Origin of the sequence: Gardnerella sp. DNF00550 (assembly GCF_049262685.1) — a bacterium.
GTDB classification, from domain to species: Bacteria; Actinomycetota; Actinomycetes; order Actinomycetales; family Bifidobacteriaceae; genus Bifidobacterium; species Bifidobacterium leopoldii.
In genome coordinates, this window is the sequence record NZ_CP058397.1 from 1,481,485 (window position 1) to 1,500,987 (window position 19,503).

The 19,503-nt window shown below is 44.0% G+C and carries 15 protein-coding genes, 1 other RNA gene and 1 riboswitch; of the genes, 15 read left to right on the top strand and 1 reads right to left on the bottom strand.

Annotation, left to right across the window (positions count from 1 at the left end; all coding sequences use genetic code 11):
* Positions 1-548 precede the first annotated feature (548 nt).
* Positions 549-652, top strand: a riboswitch (TPP riboswitch).
* The 9 genes from thiO (at position 645) to HXT29_RS06010 (ending at position 9,304) form a co-directional block, all read left to right on the top strand.
* Entirely contained in the window at positions 645-1,715 is a 1,071-nt protein-coding gene (gene thiO, locus HXT29_RS05970) for a glycine oxidase ThiO (protein ID WP_004104781.1), read from the top strand. Its footprint overlaps the riboswitch before it by 8 nt.
* 122 nt (positions 1,716-1,837) lie before the next feature.
* Complete coding sequence (thiS, locus tag HXT29_RS05975; protein ID WP_004104778.1) at positions 1,838-2,044, top strand: sulfur carrier protein ThiS; 207 nt, start codon at positions 1,838-1,840, stop codon at positions 2,042-2,044.
* An 89-nt stretch (positions 2,045-2,133) separates the two neighbouring features.
* Positions 2,134-2,946 carry a thiazole synthase gene (locus HXT29_RS05980; protein WP_004104776.1) on the top strand — a complete coding sequence of 271 codons (813 nt, stop codon included), beginning with the start codon at positions 2,134-2,136 and terminating at the stop codon, positions 2,944-2,946.
* A 35-nt stretch (positions 2,947-2,981) separates the two neighbouring features.
* On the top strand, positions 2,982-3,713 hold the full coding sequence (locus tag HXT29_RS05985) for a HesA/MoeB/ThiF family protein (protein ID WP_004104774.1): 732 nt from the start codon (positions 2,982-2,984) through the stop codon (positions 3,711-3,713).
* Positions 3,714-3,980: 267 nt separating this feature from the next.
* Complete coding sequence (gene dnaK / locus HXT29_RS05990; RefSeq protein WP_004104772.1) at positions 3,981-5,864, top strand: molecular chaperone DnaK; 1,884 nt, start codon at positions 3,981-3,983, stop codon at positions 5,862-5,864.
* The gene (gene grpE / locus HXT29_RS05995; RefSeq protein ID WP_422118349.1) at positions 5,864-6,547 is read left to right on the top strand and encodes a nucleotide exchange factor GrpE; all 684 of its coding nucleotides are present in this window, start codon (positions 5,864-5,866) and stop codon (positions 6,545-6,547) included. Before dnaK ends, grpE begins: the two co-directional genes overlap by 1 nt.
* A 126-nt stretch (positions 6,548-6,673) precedes the next feature.
* Positions 6,674-7,726, top strand: coding sequence for a DnaJ C-terminal domain-containing protein (locus tag HXT29_RS06000; RefSeq protein ID WP_004118453.1), 1,053 nt, complete (start codon positions 6,674-6,676; stop codon positions 7,724-7,726).
* 87 nt (positions 7,727-7,813) lie between these two features.
* Complete coding sequence (locus HXT29_RS06005) at positions 7,814-8,410, top strand: heat shock protein transcriptional repressor HspR (RefSeq protein ID WP_004104765.1); 597 nt, start codon at positions 7,814-7,816, stop codon at positions 8,408-8,410.
* A gap of 150 nt (positions 8,411-8,560) precedes the next feature.
* Positions 8,561-9,304: an HAD family hydrolase gene (locus HXT29_RS06010; RefSeq protein WP_004118454.1), complete on the top strand. Its 744-nt coding sequence runs from the start codon at positions 8,561-8,563 to the stop codon at positions 9,302-9,304.
* A gap of 94 nt (positions 9,305-9,398) precedes the next feature.
* On the opposite strand, the gene HXT29_RS06015 is transcribed toward HXT29_RS06010, so the two are convergent.
* A complete protein-coding gene (locus HXT29_RS06015; RefSeq protein ID WP_422118350.1) occupies positions 9,399-11,723 on the bottom strand; it encodes a transglycosylase domain-containing protein in 2,325 nt (774 codons plus the stop codon).
* A gap of 172 nt (positions 11,724-11,895) precedes the next feature.
* On the opposite strand from HXT29_RS06015, the gene HXT29_RS06020 reads away from it, so the two are divergent.
* The 6 genes from HXT29_RS06020 (at position 11,896) to HXT29_RS06045 (ending at position 19,502) form a co-directional block, all read left to right on the top strand.
* The gene (locus tag HXT29_RS06020) at positions 11,896-13,038 is read left to right on the top strand and encodes an inositol-3-phosphate synthase (RefSeq protein WP_004118456.1); all 1,143 of its coding nucleotides are present in this window, start codon (positions 11,896-11,898) and stop codon (positions 13,036-13,038) included.
* 41 nt (positions 13,039-13,079) lie between these two features.
* Positions 13,080-13,176: signal recognition particle sRNA small type (ffs, locus tag HXT29_RS06025), an RNA gene on the top strand.
* Between the two features lie 45 nt (positions 13,177-13,221).
* Complete coding sequence (locus HXT29_RS06030) at positions 13,222-14,529, top strand: phosphatase PAP2 family protein (protein WP_116971479.1); 1,308 nt, start codon at positions 13,222-13,224, stop codon at positions 14,527-14,529.
* Positions 14,530-14,660: 131 nt separating this feature from the next.
* Positions 14,661-17,516: a type I DNA topoisomerase gene (topA, locus tag HXT29_RS06035; RefSeq protein ID WP_422118351.1), complete on the top strand. Its 2,856-nt coding sequence runs from the start codon at positions 14,661-14,663 to the stop codon at positions 17,514-17,516.
* Positions 17,517-17,564: 48 nt separating this feature from the next.
* Positions 17,565-18,269, top strand: a complete 705-nt coding sequence (gene tmk / locus HXT29_RS06040; RefSeq protein WP_162861608.1) for a dTMP kinase — start codon at positions 17,565-17,567, stop codon at positions 18,267-18,269.
* Between the two features lie 54 nt (positions 18,270-18,323).
* The gene (locus HXT29_RS06045; protein ID WP_422118352.1) at positions 18,324-19,502 is read left to right on the top strand and encodes a DNA polymerase III subunit delta'; all 1,179 of its coding nucleotides are present in this window, start codon (positions 18,324-18,326) and stop codon (positions 19,500-19,502) included.
* Position 19,503: the final 1 nt, after the last annotated feature.

The following is a 19,503-nucleotide window of genomic DNA, read 5'->3' on the forward strand; positions in this document are numbered from 1 at the left end:
AAGCACGGTGTGCTTTCAACGCAAGCGAGGTCTGCCTTCGTCTCGATTGGCGAAGGCAGGGCAGAGTTGTGTGGTTGGGTTTTAGAAACTGGGTTGTGTTTTGTGTGCGCTGACGATCTGCCTGAGCGCATATCCTCACGGCATAGCCGTTCGGCTGATTTGGCATGTGAAGCACACCGTGCTTCACAATTAAGCCAAATCACGCTTTGAAGGAGTCTGAAATTCCAATAATTTCAGACTCAGGCAAAGCGCGCGCGAAGGCAACTCGGAGCGGAAACTCGCTTAAGTTGGGAGTCCAGTGGACTTCCAACGCGAGTTTCGTAAGCGAGCGCGTAATCCACGCGAGCGCTGACTGCGTCAGTAACAAAAATTGCTTAGTTTCACAGCTTGACATACCGGATAAATTAACAGATTTTCTGTAGAAGTGTTAAAATGCTGCACGGTAGTGTGATGAAATTCACATAATTTTGTTACATCTACCTGCAGCATTTGCATATTGCTAAGTTAGCAATATTGAAACGTTCTGCATTTGTAATTCTTGAAAGTCAAGGTTACACCGCGGGAGCCTGTTCTACACAGGCTGAGAGGGCGAAAGCCGACCGTAAACCTGATGCGGGTAATGCCGCCGTAGGGAAGGAGTATATATGCGAAATATTCGTATTATTGGTGCAGGTATTATTGGTTTAGCAACAGCGTGGAGACTTACGGAAGCTGGCGTAAAAGTTAGCATAATTGATCCAGATCCAGTCTCCGGTGCTTCTCACCATGCTGCCGGCATGCTAGCTCCTACCGCAGAAATGCAATATCAGCAAGAAGCGTTGTATCCTCTTATGTTTGAGTCTGCAACTATGTATAAGGAATTGGTTGATTCGGTTGCAAAGTACACCGATAAGCCAACCGGCTACTTAGAGTGCGGCTCTTACGTAATCGGTGGTGACGCTGCAGATAACGAGCACGTGAACGAGTTGCTAAACTTGCAGCACCGTTATGGACGTAGAGCTGAGCATATTTCTGTGAGTAAGCTTCGTGAAATTGAGCCTGCGCTTTCGCCGACGATTGCAGGCGCTGTAAGCGTGCCGGACGACCATCAAATCAACCCTCGTCTTTTCACTGCAGCAATGATTGATGCACTTGAAAAGCGCGGTGTTGTTATTGAGCGTCGCGCAAGCACTCCAGACGATTTGGGTCCAGACACAGTTTTGGCATCTGGCTTGGGTGCTAAGGATATGCTTCCTCAGCTTAAGCTTCGCGCTGTGTGGGGCGATATGATTCGTATGACTATTCCAGAGCCTTTGCGCCCAATTTTGAGCTCTGTGGTTCGTGGGTTTGTGCATGACCGCCCAGTTTATTTGGTGCCTCGCGCTAAGGAAACAGGCGAGCTTGTGCTCGGTGCTACTTCCCGCGAAGATGACCGCGATATTCCAAAAGTCGGTGGCGTGCTTGACTTGCTTCGCGATGCCGCAAGCGTGCTTCCTGGCATTCAGGAATGCTCGATTACTGAGGTTACTGCTGGCGGTCGTCCTGGAACTCCAGATGATTTGCCATTCATTGGCATTGATCCTAAGACGCACACCACGATTTCCACCGGTTACTTCCGTCACGGAATTTTGCTCACCGCTTTAGGCTCTTCTTTGACCACAAAACTCGTGCTTGAGCAAGAGTTGACTGAGAAGGAAAAGGGATTCTTGGAAAGCTGCAATCCTGCACGCTTCTAATCGCTAATTTCGGTGAATTTGCTATATTTCGCTGCGAATTTGTGAAGCGTTCAAATATAGACGTAAGTGTGATGCAGAAAGTACTTTTAGTAATTCAGCTTTTAGTTAGTAAAGGTTAGATTATGCAAATCGTAGTCAATGGTGAAACTGTTGAAGTGCAAGACGGATTAACTGTTGCTCAGCTTATTGCGCAACGTTATGGTTCGGATGCAGGACCTGGTATAGCGGTCGCAATTGGCGACGATGTGCTTTCTCGCGCGCAATGGGAATCAGCAGTCATATGTGATGGGAATCAAGTCGAAATTCTTAGCGCAGTTCAAGGCGGCTGAAACACCACAAAATTAAGCGTGAAATTAGTGCGCTTAATTATTTAATTTTAATTAAGTTTAAATATTAAATATTAAATAAAAGGCTTAAAATGACAGAAAATAATACAGAAGAAAGTGCCGATACTTGGCAGCTTTGCGGTAAGACTTTACACTCAAGGCTTTTGCTTGGTACAGGCGGCATGACGAGCATTGATATTATGGAAAAGTCGCTTGTTGCTTCGGGTGCGGAAGTGGCAACAGTTGCCATGCGTCGTCACGCAAAAACTGGCGTGGATATTTACGGCATGTTGCAGCGCCACAATATTAACGTTTTGCCAAATACTGCTGGTTGCAAAACTGCGCATGATGCTGTTCTTACAGCAAAAATGGCTCGTGAATCGCTTGGAACTGACTGGATTAAGCTCGAAGTAATTGCAGACGACGATACTTTGCTCCCAGATACTCGTGAAGTATTGCTTGCTGCAGAAAAGCTTATTGAAGAAGGATTTAGCGTGCTTTGCTACACGAATGACGACCCGATTGTGGCTCGTCGCTTGGTTTCGCTTGGCGTGAAGGCTGTTATGCCTGGTGGTGCTCCAATTGGAACTGGTCTTGGCATTTTGAATCCTCGAAACATTGAGCTGATTGTTCAAGAATGCAAGGAAGCTGGCGTTCCTGTAATTTTGGATGCTGGTGTTGGAACTGCTTCCGATGTTGTTAAAGCTTTCGAAATTGGCTGCTCTGGTGTGCTTCTTGCAAGTGCTGTAACTCGCTGCCCAGATCCAGTGAAGATGGGTCGTGCAATGGCTGCTGCTGTAACTGCTGGCAAGCTTGCTCACGATGCTGGCCGTATTCCTAAGCGTGAACATGCGCTCGCTTCTTCGCCTGTTGAAGGTCGAGCTTGGGCTGATTCTGTACTGTAAATTTTGTACTGTAATTTTTCGGCATATTGTTCGACATGACGATTAATAAAATTTACGACAACCTGCAGGAGCTTGAAGCGGAACGCACTTGCCGCCACTTGCTCCTGCCGGGCTTTACTAATGAACATCAGCAGTTACTTCGCGATGCGAAAATCTGCATGGTCGGTGCAGGTGGACTTGGTTCGCCATGCTTGCTTTCGCTTGCTGCGGCAGGAGTTGGCGAAATCACGATTTGTGACGACGACGTTGTTGAGCTTTCTAATTTGCAGAGGCAGACTTTATATACTGTCGATCAGTGCGGTAAATCTAAAGCGCAACTTGCAGCTAAGCGTCTACAAGCGTTATCTCCAGGTTTAAAAATCAATCTTGTAGATAGATTTAATGAAGACAACGCAAAGCAGCTTGTAGAAAATCACGACTTGATAATTGATGGTTGTGATAATTTTGCTACTCGCTTTTTGATTGCGGATGCTGCTTGGAGCGCTGGTACGCCGGAAGTTTATGGCTCGGTACTTTATTATGAAGGTCAAGTAAGCGTTTTCGTGCCAGGAAAAGGTCCTGGTTTGCGTGATTTGTATGCGTGCCCTCCTCCTAAAGAAAAAGTGCCAAAATCGGCTGTGTTGGGTGCGACTGCAGCTATTGTTGGCGCAATGATGGCAACTGAAGCAATCAAACTTATAACCGGTATTGGCACGCCGCTTATTGGTGTTTTAGCGCGTTATAACGCTCTGGATAATTCTTTGCGTCGCTTTAAGTTCAGCGCGTGAATCCTACTGAATTTTTCAGAATTTCCCATTAATTTTGCTTAAATTGCAAAACTTGAGTCTAGTTGTATAAAGTTTTTTGTAATTTTTGGGAATAAAAGTTGACTTTTATAAGTTGAGTGTAGTAGGCTCAAGTTTTGGAAAGTAAAAAAGCTGATGCTTTACATAGTTTCCAACAAGGAATCTAAATAAGGTTCAGCTTACGTAACTACAAAACTTGAAGGAAAGCGTAATTGCACAAAAGGTGCAATACCTAGTTAAGGAGAAATTATGGGACGCGCAGTAGGTATTGATTTGGGAACAACCAACTCTTGCATTGCTACTCTTGAAGGTGGCAGCCCAACAGTTATTGTAAACGCTGAAGGCGCACGTACCACGCCATCTGTTGTGGCATTCAGCAAGTCTGGCGAAATCTTGGTTGGTGAAGTTGCTAAGCGTCAGGCTGTAACAAACGTTGATCGCACGATTAGCTCAGTAAAGCGTCATATGGGCACTGATTGGACTGTTGATATCGACGGCAAGAAGTGGACTCCACAAGAGATTTCTGCACAGGTTTTGATGAAGTTGAAGCGCGATGCTGAAGCTTACTTGGGCGAGCCGGTAACCGATGCCGTTATTACATGCCCAGCATACTTCAACGATGCTCAGCGTCAGGCAACTAAGGATGCAGGTAAGATTGCAGGCTTGAACGTGCTTCGTATTATTAACGAACCAACTGCTGCAGCTTTGGCTTACGGCCTTGAAAAAGGCAAGGAAGACGAGCGCATTTTGGTATTCGACTTGGGTGGCGGTACTTTCGATGTGTCCTTGCTTGAAATTGGTAAGGATGACGACGGATTCTCCACAATTCAGGTGCAAGCAACTAACGGCGATAACCATTTGGGTGGCGACGACTGGGATCAGAAGATTATCGACTGGCTCGTTGGCGAAGTTAAGAACAAGTATGGCGTTGATTTGAGCAAGGATAAGATTGCTTTGCAGCGCTTGAAGGAAGCTGCTGAGCAGGCAAAGAAGGAACTTAGCTCTTCTACTTCTACCTCAATTTCTATGCAGTACTTGGCAATGACTCCTGACGGCACTCCAGTGCATTTGGATGAGACTTTGACTCGTGCTCACTTTGAGGAAATGACTTCCGACTTGCTTGGCCGCTGCCGTACTCCATTTAACAACGTTCTTTCTGACGCTGGTATTTCAGTAAGCCAGATCGATCACGTGGTTCTTGTTGGTGGTTCAACTCGTATGCCAGCTGTGAAGGATTTGGTGAAGGAACTTACAGGCGGTAAGGAAGCTAACCAGTCCGTGAACCCAGATGAGGTTGTTGCAGTTGGTGCAGCCGTTCAGTCGGGCGTTATTAAGGGAGATCGCAAAGACGTTCTGCTTATTGATGTAACTCCACTTTCCTTGGGTATTGAAACCAAGGGTGGAATTATGACAAAGCTTATCGATCGCAATACTGCTATTCCTACGAAGCGCTCGGAAGTATTCTCTACTGCTGAAGACAATCAGCCATCCGTGTTGATTCAGGTTTACCAGGGCGAACGTGAGTTTGCTCGCGATAACAAGCCTCTTGGCACTTTTGAGTTGACTGGAATTGCTCCAGCTCCTCGTGGCGTTCCGCAGATTGAAGTCACTTTCGATATTGATGCTAACGGCATTGTGCACGTTTCCGCTAAGGATAAGGGCACTGGTAAGGAACAGTCCATGACTATTACCGGTGGTTCTGGTTTGCCAAAGGACGAAATTGACCGCATGGTGAAGGAAGCTGAAGCTCACGAAGCTGAAGATAAGAAGCGTAAGGAAGAAGCTGAAGTTCGCAACCAAGCAGAAGCCTTTGCTTACCAGACTGAAAAGCTCGTGAACGACAATAAAGACAAGCTTTCCGATGAAATCTCTAAGGAAGTTACCGACAAGGTTAATGCTTTGAAGGAAGCTTTGAAGGGTGACGACGTTGAGAAGATTAAGTCTGCTCAAAGCGAGTTGATGACTTCTGCTCAGAAGATCGGTCAGCAGCTTTACGCTCAGCAGGGTGCTGCTGGTGCCGAAGCTGGTGCTCAGTCTGCTGCTGGTGCTCAGGCTGGCTCTGCAGCTAAGGATGATGATGTAGTTGACGCCGAAGTGGTGGACGACGACAAGGACGATAAGGACAACAAGTAATGTCCGACTTTAACGCCAACGAATATTTGCAAGATATGGAAGATGCTGACTCGCTGGATGTAAAAGCTACAGGTGATTCTGCGAAATCGTCTGCGCAATCTTCATCGAAAGCTGCTGAAGGTGCAAATCCTGCAGAAACGAAAGCTGATGCTAACGTTTCTGCGAATTCCGCAAATTCTGAGGATACGGCGAATTCCACTGAATCTTCAGAATCGAAAGACAGCCAAGACGCAGATAGCGGCAGTTTAACTCCCTTAGGTAAAGCTAAGAAAGAAGCTGCAGAGTACTTGGAAGCGTTACAGCGAGAGCGTGCTGAGTTTATAAACTTCAGAAATCGTTCTGCCAAAGAGCAGGATCGTTTCAGACAGCATGGAATTATTGACGTGCTGACAGCATTGCTTCCAGCATTGGATGATATTGACCGCATTCGCGAGTATAGCGAAATGGATGATTCGTTCAAGGCTGTTGCAACTAAGATAGATAAGGCTTTTGAAAAGTTTGGTGTGGAAAAGTTTGGTGAAAAGGGCGAAGATTTTGACCCGACCAAGCATGATGCAATTTTGCACAGACCAGATCCAGACGCTACAAAAGAAACTGTTGATGCTGTAGTTGAAGCAGGATATCGAATAGGAGATCGCGTTATTCGCGCCGCTCGTGTGGTCGTTTCTTCACCACAGCAATGACTAACGAAACTCTTTCGTGACTTTATTGCATAACTTGCTCGTGCTGACTCATAAGAGTTGGCACGAGCAGCCTATATTTGGTCAAAAGCGAAATAGCCAATGTGCTTGTGAAGAAAGGAGGCACAAATGGCTGAAAATGAATGGTTAGCTAAGGATTTTTATAAGGTTCTCGGTGTCTCCAAAGACGCAGATGAGGCAACGATTACCAAAGCGTATCGCAAACTTGCTCGTAAATATCACCCTGATTTAAACAAAACAAAAGAAGCTGAAGAAAAATTTAAGGATGTTTCTGAAGCTTATGACGTATTAAAAGATAGTCAAACTCGTCAACGTTACGATGCTATCCGCCAATTTGGTGCTGGTGGTGCTCGTTTCGCTGGAGGAGCAGGTGGTGCTGGCGGTTTCGATGCGTCGAGTTTCTCGGACATTTTCTCCATGTTCAACGGCGGCTCTGGCATGGGTGGTATGGGCGGAAACGGTTCGCGCATTCGCTTTACATCCAACGGTGCTGGACCAAATATGAGCGACATTTTCTCCATGTTTGGTGGAGGTCAGCGCTCTCAAGATTCAGCAGGATTCCAAGGTACGAGTGGCTTTGGCGGTGAGAGGTATTCTCAACCGCAGGAAGCTGACGTGCCTGAAGTTGGCGAAGATATAACAACCGATATAAAGCTCACATTTAAGCAAGCTTTTAAAGGCGCTACAGTATCGTTGCGTGCGGCTGGTGAAACTTTTAAAACGCATATTCCAGCTGGTGTAAAAACCGGACAGAAAATTCGTTTGAAAGGAAAAGGCAAGCCAGGCAAGTTCGGTGGTGCTGCAGGTGACTTGTACTTGCATGTTCAAGTAGAAGCATCAGATAAATTTACTTTGCGAGGCGACGATTTGATTTCTACATTGCCGCTAACGTTAAGTGAAGCAGTGCATGGTGCAAAAGTTAGTATAAACGACCTAGACGGCAATCCTGTTACTTTCAAAGTTCCAGCTTGTGTTTCAAGCGGTGATGAAGTTCGTATAGAAGGTGCTGGAGTGCCCGGAAAGAATGGCGATTTTGTTGGTGTTGTGCAGATTCGTTTGCCAAAGCGTTCGAGCATGTCTCTTAGACGCGTTGCAAAAGAATTTGATAAAACTGCTGGCGAAACTTATGCTGAAGAAATTAAAAAATTAAGACAAAACTAAGTTAACAATAATTTAGTAGGTTAAACACTGTTGAATTGCTTGTAACAGTGCTTTAAACATACTAAAAAGAGCAAAGGAAGGCGTGCTATGACACCAATAACGCGTGAAACTAAAGCACTGTATGAAATGTGTGCAGTTGCTTTAGTGCGTGGTACCGCAACGCTTGACGGGGCAGATGAAGTAGGATTTGTTCTTGATTTGCCAATATTTACCGTAAGCCATGTGGCACGCCTAACCAATACGCACCCGCAAACTTTACGACAGTATGATAGGCTTCATTTAATAATGCCGAATAGAACTGAAGGTGGCGCTCGCCGCTATTCTTTGCGAGATATAGACAGGATTGTGCAAACTCAGCATTTAAGCCAAAATGAAGGTATCAATCTTGCTGGCATCATGCAAATACTTGATTTGCAAGAAGAAAATCGACAGCTTAAAAGACAAGTAAGGCATTTGCTTGATTCTGCAGAGTCTTCAGAACGCAATATTTTTGCTGCAAATGCAGATGGTGACATTGTGGAAATGCAGCGTTCTCGCAATGCGCGTCGCTGGAGGCGGGATATTCTTACAGAGAGGCGAGCGTTACCTTCGTCGTATTCTTCGGAAAGCTATAACAGTAATTATAAAAATCGAAAGTCTTCGGATGAAAAATCTGTGGTGTTGTGGAGAGCGTGGAGCATATAGTAACGTAGGTATGGCTACTTATTGTGCTTAAGTGAGAAATTAGTGAGAATTAACGAGAAGAATGAATAGTGCGAAAAGTAATGCAGAATTAGTGCGAAAATGATGTGCTACAAAAGCTAAAGCAAATATATGCAATATAAAGGATTGTGAATGGCTGAACAGACGACGAATATGTGTGCAAATACTCTTAACTCTAGTGAAGAAAAACATGTGTTGCGTGCAGTTTTCTGGGATATGGATGGTACTCTTATAGATTCCGAGCCGTATTGGCATGAGTCGGAATTTTATTTAGTAAAAAAATACGGTGGATACTGGGATGAAGATTTAGCTTGGGAATGTTCCGGTGGATCCCTTGAAACTGTTGCCAATAAGATGATTCCTTCTGGTACAAAACTTACAGTAGAAGAAATTGGCAAAGGCATGGTTGATTACGTTGCTGCTCGTGAGGCTGAATCCGTGCCGTGGGTTCCAGGAGTTTTAGATGTACTTAAAAGTCTTACGGATGCCGGCATTACTTCGATTTTGGTGAGCAATTCGCCGCGTTGTTTGGTTGAAAATATTGTGAATCACGCTCCAGAAGGTGCTTTCGCTGGGTATGTGTGTGGAGACGATGGATTTAAACCGAAGCCTAGTGCTGAGCCGTATCTTGCTGCAGGGAAAATGATTGGCATTGAGGGCACGGATGAGGAAGTTGCAAAGCAGATGGCTAATTGCATTGCCATAGAAGATTCTCTATCTGGTCTTACTGCCGCAGTTAATTCCGGAGCAACTGTAATTGCGCAAACAGGTTTTTCGCGCGCAAACATATCTGAAAGCAAGCATCATGCAGAACTTAACGGTTATGAAAATGTTACTGCTAAAATGCTTGAGAATATTGTTTTGAGCCGAAACTAATTAACAAACTAGCAAAACTAATTAACAAACTATTTAGCTATTTACTTAGCTAGCTATTCGCATATCTGTTCGTAAATTAGCTACAGTTGATTTACTAGTTTCCTCCAGTTGTGTCATAGTTATTGTCATAACCATGACCGCCAGAATTATTATCGTAGCTGCCAACGCCGCCCGATGATGAATCGTCACGACCATACAGCTGACTATCAAGGTTTAAATCGTTGTCGTTGTCCTTGTCTTTATCTTTGTCCTTGTTTTTATCCTTACCCTCATTCTCAGTTTTTATATGCGTGAATGTATGTTGTTCGCCTAATCCCCATTTTCCATCAGGTCCGCCAATTTTGCCTGTGTCTTTTGCTTCAGGGAATTTAGTATTCGGGGTTCCTATTACCGCTTGACGCATGTATCTTGTAAACAAGTGCACAGGGTAGTCGCTTCCGCCAAGATATCCGTGGAACGGTTTAATTACTTGTGGGCTACCTTTTGCGTCTGGATTCCATATGGCAAATGCGGTAACAATATTTGGCGTAAATCCTACAAAGCTACCAGCAGTTTCGTCGTTTGCTGTTCCAGTCTTTCCTGCAATTTCTCTACCTACAGAGCGAGCTTCGGTTGCTGTACCATGTTGCACTACGCCAATCATTGCTTTTGTAGCTAAAGCGGCATCAGCTGGTGAGAATACTTGCTTTCCAGCCGTTGGTGCGCGGTAGAACTCTTTACCGTCAGGATTTTTTACGCTGGCAACAATATGCAGATCTGGGCGTCTTCCTTGGTTTGCAAATGTTGCATATGCGCGCGCGATTTCGCTTACATGTACAGAATCATTTCCAAGAACAGTAAACGGATTATTACCATTGACGCGGTCAGGGTTTAAACCTGCCATAACTGCAGTATTAGCAATTTTCTTAGCACCAAGTTTACTTTGCAAATCCATATATACTGTGTTCACAGAATTTGCAGTTGCGCTATATAAGTTAATTGTGCCGTAGCTCATGTTTGCAAAGTTTCCAACAGGCTTATCAATACCATCAAACTTGCGTGGAGAATTGCCATTGAACATTGTATCCAAGCTAGTGCCAGCCTGAATTGCTCCCATAAGCGCAAAAGGCTTCATAGTAGAGCCTGGCTCGTAAAGCGCTTGTGTAGCGTTATTAAGCTGTTTCTTTAGATAATCGTCTCCTGCGTAAACGGAAATGATTGAACCATCTTTTGCGTTTATTGAAATTCCGCCAACTTGCAGTCCTTCTGGCACAATTCCTCGTCCATCTTGAGAAGGACTTGCAACTTTGAACATTAAATCTTGCTTAGCTTTATCGATAGTAGTAATAATGCGATATCCGCCGCTGTCAAGATCTTCCTGCGTAAAAGCACCATTCCTAGTTAACTCATCGCGAACCATATGCAATAAGTAACCTTGTTGACCTGCGTAAATGTTTTGAGTCGTCTGAGTAATAGTTTTAGGCATTTTTGCTTGCGCTGCTTGAGAAGCTGTAATGTAGCCATCTTCTTTCATAATGCGTAACACGCGCTTAAAGCGAATGCCTGCTTCTTTTGGACCAATTGCAGGATCCCAGCTACTTGGTGCTGGAATAATACCTGCTAAAAGTGCAGCTTGCGAAAGTGACAAATCTTTTGCTTCTATACCGAAATATGCTTTAGCTGCAGCTTGAATTCCGTATGCTCCTCTACCCAAGTAAATAGTATTCATATAATTGCAAAGTACTGTATCTTTATCTTGGGTTTGCGCAATTTTCAAAGCTAAAATAGCTTCTTTTAGTTTTCCAAAATAAGTTTTTGTTTCACCGAGATAATATCTTTCCGCATATTGTTGCGTAATAGTTGAGCCGCCCCAACGCCCGTGCTTTGTAACGTTATGAAGTAATGCGCGTCCAATTCCTTTAAAATCTATTCCGCCATCGTGGTAGAAGGAACGATTTTCTGAAGCAACTATTGCTTTACCAACATATTTAGGTAGTACTGAACAATTGATAATTTCGCGATTTTGCTCAGCAAAAGAGCCTAATTCAGTTTTGCCATCTGAATAGTACACTTTCGTCTTATCTGCCATAGCAACTTTGTCTGGTGCAGGTATATCTGTAGTTGCGTACAGATAAGCAAAAACAATTGTGCCTAGCAAAATTGGTACAAAAATAACGATAAGTGCCCAAAAAATAATAGGATGTCTGCCTCGCCAAGTTCTACGACGCCTTCTGCGTGTTGCTGCGCGAGAACGTTCGAATCTCGAATTACGGCTGCTTTTGTTTGATTCAAAAGAATACGAATGTGGACGGTATGAGTCTTGTCCGCTTGGTGGGACAGATGAAGGCATATTCGTATTTTTTTGTGATTGTGACGATATGCTTCGAGTAGCTTTCTCATGCGAAGTAGACGCTCGTCTTCCATCTTTACGTGCAACCATACATTCCACCGTAGCGTCCGGTGTTGAATTTTTCTACAAAACAGCATGTTTTTGTTTAGAAAAGATTAAAAATATTGAATATTAGTACATATTTGTTAAAGCAATAGTATTATGAAATGTGTATGGTGCGGCATAATGTAATGTCGCTTATTTTGCAGGGCAAGGAGTCTATATGAGCATCCGCGTTGCCATTGCCGGTGTCGGCAATTGTGCTTCGTCGCTGGTTCAGGGCGTTGAATATTACAAAAACGCTGATGACGGTGAGAAAATTCCAGGGTTGATGCACGCTGTATTTGGTCAGTATCGTGTGCGCGATATTGAGTTTGTTGCGGCGTTTGATGTTGATTCTCTAAAGGTTGGGCATGATTTAAGTGAAGCAATTGGCGCTTCACAAAATAACACAATTCGTTTTGCTGATGTACCAAATTTGGGTGTAGAAGTATTGCGTGGTCCAACTTATGACGGTCTTGGTGATTACTACCGTGAAATGATTGATGAGTCCGAGGCTGAACCTGTTGACGTTGCTCAAGTTTTGCGAGATAAGCATGTGGATGTGCTTGTTTCTTATCTTCCAGTAGGATCTGAGCAAGCCGATAAAGCTTATGCGACTGCTGCGATGGAAGCTGGCTGTGCATTTGTAAACTGCCTGCCAGTCTTCATTGCTTCTGATCCTGAGTGGGCACAAAAATTCCGTGATGCAGGAGTTCCTATTATTGGCGATGACATTAAAAGTCAGGTAGGTGCAACTATTACTCACCGCGTTATGGCTCGACTTTTTGAGGATCGCGGTGTGCGTTTGGATCGCACGTATCAGCTGAATGTTGGCGGAAATATGGACTTTATGAACATGCTTCAGCGTTCAAGACTTGAATCTAAAAAGATTTCTAAGACTCGTGCAGTAACTTCAATCGTGCCTCATGAAATGGATGAGCATAATGTTCATATTGGGCCTTCAGACTACGTAGCTTGGTTGGATGATCGCAAGTTTGCTTTCGTGCGTTTGGAAGGTACTACTTTTGGTGATGTTCCTTTGAATTTGGAGTACAAGCTTGAGGTTTGGGATTCTCCAAATTCTGCCGGAATTGTTATCGATGCTGTTCGAGCCGCAAAAATTGCTTTGGATCGCAAGCTTTCTGGTCCGGTTTTGGCTCCAAGTTCATACTTTATGAAGTCTCCTGCAGTTCAGCATGAAGATAGTGAAGCTCGCCAATTAGTTGAACGCTATATTGCTGGTGATGTTGAAGCTAACGAGTCTCAGCTTGATGAAGATACTGAATTTGCAAAAGAACATGGCAAGAGTGTGTGGCGCGCATAATTTATTACTACTCGACATGTAGCGAAAATCGTGTAATATAGATAAAGCCTCCGTGTGGCACTAAGTCACCCAATCCCCCCAGGGCAGAAATGCAGCAAGGGTAAGTGGCCTCTGGTGGGTGCGCGGAGGTTTTATTATGCGTAAAACTAGCGCGGTCGTAAATACTGTCGTAAAGTCTAAAGTATGAGTGAAGAATTTGCAGGAATTCAATCCAATAGCATTGACAATCAGCATGATGATTCTGCTGGAGAAAGTGATGCGCTGCCGGTAGGTGGAACTTCGCAAGATATTAATCGCAACAGTGAAGGTAGTGACTATTCGCATCCTTTGGATTCGATTAATACGATTACGCCATTTTCCCCAATCTCATCTGAGGATAATGACGAAAAAATATCGCCTTTATTTCCAGAAAATACTGAAGAGAAATCTTCTAAACAGTCTGTAAAACAGTTTGTGAAACAAACTAAACGTCAATCTGATTTGTCTGATTTGTCTGATTTGTCGTATTCAACTAATCAGTTATCTTTTGAAGATTCTTCATCGGATGCAGATGATATTGATCAGCTTGATCCGCTCGTAAAGCGTCCTCGAATATCTACCATATTGTGGTGTGTTGCTATTGCAATTGTTTTCCTGGCTTCTGCTGCGTTCATATGGTTTATTAGTGTGCAAACAGTACTTGGTCAAAGCTATGAAGAAATGGTAATTGATGGATTTGGCTCTCATGGTATGCCGTCTTGGCTTGCATTTTGCTTGCGACCTATAAGCGTTTCTATGGTTGTTATAGTTACTGGCATAATAATTGCTCTTGTTTCACTCATAGTAGTTTGTATTCGTAAACGTTGGTGGCTTCTTGGTCAATGTGCTGGAATTATTATTCTTTCGGCTGCTGCTGAACCATTGAAAAAAATTCTTCCGCGCCCAATGCTTATAAGTATTGAATATTTGTCTGCAAATTCAGCACCTTCAGGTCATACCCTACTTATTACTGCATCATGTGCGTTGCTTATTTGTGTAGTTTCGCGTGTTTGGCGCGCATGGGCGTCAGTAGTTGCAGCTTTTATAAGCATTCTTGTGGAACTTTCTTTGGTTGCAGCACATTGGCATAGAGTTTCTGACGTTCTTATGTCATTACTTATCGTTGGTGCTGTAACGCTTATTATGCTCGCATGCACTCGCAGTAGTGGAATGGATATGCCAGCTTATCGACGTTCCTCAATTAGCGTTCAAATTGTAGGAAGCTCTATGATTACGATTGGTGTGTTGGCGTGTTTGTATGCACTTTATTTAATATGGCAAATTCTTCCTGGTGTTGATATTTTTGCTCAATGGGCTGCAAGCGTATCTTATGTAGCAACTTATTGGCTGATTATAGGCGTGTCTTTGCTTGTTTTTGGCGTAATTATGGTAATGCGTCACTCTACAGCTTCGCCGTTGAGTAGGCTTGGATTAGTAGGCGCTCCGCCAACGCCTCCATCTGCTTCTAAGTAATATTGTCTACTCTATCTGCTTTTATCCACCGAGGTGGAATGTAATAGACGTATAACTTAAGTTGCGATACAGTTAGCGTGAAACATATAGTTCGGAATTATATGTTCGATTGTGTTAGGAAAGGAGCGAATATGGCAGCACAGAATAAGCTAGTCATTGTGGAGTCTCCCACGAAAGCGCGAAAAATTGGCGGGTATTTAGGCAATGGATATACCGTCATGGCTTCAGTTGGGCATATTCGCGATCTCGCTCAGCCAAGCCAAGTTCCAGCCTCACGCAAAGCGGCGTTTGGTAAGTTTGGTGTAGATGTCGATCATGGTTTTGCGCCATATTACGTAGTTGGCTCAGATAAAAAGAAAACTGTTTCCGATTTAAAGTCTGCGCTCGCAAAAGCTGACGAATTATATCTGGCAACTGATGAGGATCGCGAAGGTGAAGCTATTGCGTGGCATTTGGTAGAAGCATTGAAGCCAACTGTGCCAGTAAAGCGCATGGTGTTTCATGAGATTACTAAGGATGCAATTCAAGCCTCGCTCAGTAATACTCGAAATGTTGACGACAATATGGTTGACGCGCAAGAAACTCGTCGTGTGTTAGACCGTTTGTATGGATATGAGCTTTCTCCTGTTTTGTGGAGAAAAGTTGGTCCTGGTCTTTCTGCTGGACGCGTGCAGTCTGTTGCTACTAGGTTGATTGTTGAGCGTGAACGCGAGCGTATGGCGTTTACTAAGGCGTCTTACTGGGATATTAGCGCGATTTTAAGTTCTAAAGGCTCAGATGGTGAAAGTGTTGATTTTGAAGCGCGTATGAGCGAGCTTTCTGGTCGCCGTCTGGCTGGTTCTAAAGATTTCAATTCAAAAGGTGAGTTGGTTTCTACAAAAGATGAATCACAAAAAGCTTTGCATGTTGATGCTGATTTTGCATCTAAGCTTTCTAAAGCTCTTGAAAATTCAGATTTTGTAGTTGACTCTATGGAAACGAAGCCGTATCATCGTCGTCCTTTGCCACCTTTTACTACATCAACTTTGCAGCAAACTGCTGGAAACCGACTTTCAATGAGCTCTCGCCAAACTATGCGAGCTGCGCAATCTTTATACGAAAACGGCTATATCACTTACATGCGTACGGATTCCGTAACGCTTTCCAAAGAAGCTATCGAAGCTGCGCGTAGTGCCGCTCGTGCAGCGTTTGGCGACGAGTATGTTTCGCAATCTCCTAAGCAGTACGCAACTACGTCTGCAGGAGCGCAGGAAGCTCATGAATGTATTCGCCCTGCTGGAGCGCGTTTCTTAAGCCCGGACGAGCTTGCAGATAAATTACCTGCGGATCAGCTGAAATTGTATACGCTTATTTGGCAACGAACCCTTGCGTCACAAATGGCTGATGCTACAGGTTTTACAGCAACTGTTAAGTTAAATGCTTCTGCTGGAGAATATGGAGAAGCTTTGTTCCAAGCTTCTGGAACAGTAATTACTTTTGCTGGTTTTATGAAGGTTTTTGGCAATGCGCATGCATCTGAAGGTGAAAGCGATAAGGCGCTTCCTCAAATGCAAGCTGGGGATATTCTTGAAGCTAAAAGTGTTAGTGCGGATTCTCACGAAACTCAGCCTCCTGCAAGATATACTGAAGCTTCTTTAGTTAAAACTTTGGAAGCTAAGGAAATAGGCCGCCCTTCTACTTACGCAACGATTATTTCCACAATTATTGATCGCGGATACGTCTATGAGCGTGGACGTGCGTTAATTCCTTCTTGGCTTGCTTTTGCTGTAATTAAGCTTTTGGAAGCGAATTTCCCGAAGTATGTTGATTACGCGTTTACTGCTGATATGGAAAATGGTTTGGACAGAATTGCGCACGGTGAAGAAACCGGTCGCGATTGGTTAACTAGGTTCTATTTCGGTTCTGGTGAAGGTGCCGCTAATTCTGCTGATGAAGCTCATATTGGTTTGCAACAGCAGGTTGCAGAGCTTGGTGAGATTGATGCGCGTGAAATAAATACCATAGACATTGGCGATGGTTTGCATGTGCGTATTGGACGCTATGGTCCTTACTTGGAAGACATTAAGAATCTTGATGCTGAAGGCAACCCTCGTCACGCTTCTTTGCCAGAAACTTTAGCTCCAGATGAGTTAACTGTTGATGCTGCTCGAGAATTGCTTGAGAATAATGCTGAAGGTCCACGTGTGCTTGGAGTAGATCCAGAAACGGGTGGGAACGTAGAAGTGCGCAATGGTCGTTTTGGTCCGTATGTGGCACTGGTAGAAGAGCAGGATAATGCGGAAGATTCTAAATCTTCTAAGTCTTCTAAGGCTGCTAAAGCTCGTCCAAAAATGGCTTCTTTGTTTAAAACCATGGATCCAGCGACTTTAACTTTGCAAGAAGCGTTGCAACTTTTGAATTTGCCACGTTTTGTTGGCGAATATGAAGAAGTTGACGCAGAAGGTGTTGTAAAACTAGCTCGTATCGAAGCAAATAATGGTCGTTACGGTCCATATTTAACTAAAACATATTCTGCTGTAGATACTTCTGCTGGAGAAACTGTGGAATCTAAGCCGGATACGCGATCTCTTTCTAGTGAAGATGCTATTTTTACTGTTACTTTGCAAGAAGCGAAAGATTTATTTGCGCAACCAAAGTACGGTAAGCGTACTCGTGGTGCCGCCAAGCCGCCTCTTCGTGAGCTTGGTGCAGATCCTGAAACTGGGAAGCCAGTAGTGATTAAGGATGGTTTCTACGGAGCTTATATTACTGATGGCGAAACGAATCGCACTTTGCCAAAGCAGTATACTCCTGAATCGATTGATCCGCAGGATGCATTTGCACTTTTGGCGCAAAAGCGTGCCGCAGGTCCCGTAAAACGCAAAAAGCGAGCGACTAAGAGCACTGCAAAATCTTCTGAAAAGAAGTCTACTGCGAAAAAATCTACCGCAAGGAAAACTTCTACAAAGAAGACTACTTCAAAGAAATCTACCGCTAAAAAAGCATAGGAATGAAATCTAAAGATTAAATAAACCTTGCATATGGAGTCAAAAAATATGGCATCTAAGAATGACGATTTCTCTGGTGGCTGCGCTTGCGGAGGAAACTGCGGCTGCAGAAGTGAGCAATCTTATGCAAATAAAGGCTTATTTATTTCTTTTGAGGGCATTGATGGCGTTGGCAAAACTACGCAAGTTGAGGCTCTTAAGGATTATTTGCAATCTTCGGGGCGAGAAGTTGTAGTGACGCGTGAGCCTGGCGGTACGCAGTTGGGTAAAACTTTGCGCGAAATACTCTTGCATGGCACGAGTGTATCTGCCAGAACAGAAGCTTTGCTTTTTGCTGCGGATCGTGCACAGCATGTTGCGCAAGTAATTCGCCCTGCACTTAGCCGTGGTGCAGTAGTAATAACGGATCGTTATATTGATTCTTCGCTTGCTTACCAAGCAGGCGGTCGCGAATTAACTATGGATGATGTGCGAACTTTAAGTGAGTGGGCAACGGATTCGCTGTGGCCTAATCGCACTTATTTGCTAGATATGCAGCCGGAAGATGCTTTTAAGCGTTTGCATCGTGAGCAAGATCGCATGGAATCAGCTGGAATAGATTTCGCACGTCGCACTAGAGAAGCATTTTTAGATTTAGCGCAGGAATCTGCAGATCGTTATCGCGTATTAGATGCAACGTTCTCAGCGAAATCATTATCTGAACTTATTGTGCAAGACGTACATAACTTAATTGAAGAAATTGAAACTAAATAAAGTGGCGAACTTTATAAAGTGAAGAAGTAAAGAAGCTATGCAGGGGGTGAAGCGATGAGTGTGTGGGATAGCGTTATTGGGCAAGAACAGGTAGTTTCGCGATTGCGAAAAATTGCTTGTGCGGACGCTAGTAAAATAGCGCAATCTTGGCTGATTTGCGGAGCTGCTGGCTTCGGTAGTGCGCAAGTTGCGCGCGCTTTCGCTGCAGCTCTCGAAAGTCCGGATCATGGAGAAGGCAGTAATGAAATTAGCGGCGAAAATGAGCTTAGTAAAATTGCCAAAGAAGTTTTAGCAGGATCGCATCCTGATGTGCATACGCTTGCAGCAAAAGGCGTAACTCTTAATATTGACGATGTGCGCGAGGCAATTGGGATTTCTGAGCAGATGCCTAGCACTGCTCCTTGGCGAATCATAATTATTGAAGATGTTGACCGAATGTTGGAACGTAGCACAAACGTTCTTCTTAAAGAGATTGAAGAGCCAAGCGAACATACGATTTGGCTTTTATGCGCTTCAAGTGTTATGGATGTGCTTCCAACAATTCGTTCGCGTACACAACTTGTGCAATTAGCTACTCCAAACGAGCAGTCTATAGCAGAATATCTTACTAAAAAAACGGATGCGGATAATAAGCTAGCAAATCGTGCAGCCAGGCTTTCTCAAGGAAATATAGCAACTGCTTTTATCTACGCAAGCGATGAGCGTGCTTTAAGTAGGCGAGATGAGCTTGTTGCAGGATTGCTTCGTATGCATGATGCTGCCGACGCAATTATGCTTGCCGCAATGCTTATTGACGATGCAAAATCACAAGCAGAAGATGAGGTTCAGCGAAATGTTGAGGCTCAACAAAAAGAATTTCGCAGAATTAACGGATTAGGCGATGAGGATCGCATTCCGCCCAAATTGCGCGCAAGCTACAATGCAATTGGGAAAAAGGATGATATAAAACGTAAAGTAACTCGTGTAAGTCGTGACGTGTTATGCCGTTCTCTTGACGCAATCGATAGCGTGTATAGAGACGTTTTAGTTGTTATTAACGAAGCGCAAAAGTCTTCGCCGATTATAAATCAGGAATACAAGTCTAGAATTGTCCAGTTGGCACAAAGCATGACAGCAAGTAGTGCATTGGATTGTGTTGACAGCATTGCTACTGCTCGTCGTCGGCTTTCAAGAAATGGTAATGCAACTCTTGTTTTTGAAGCACTATTTTGCTCACTTTTGCAAAGTCAATGAA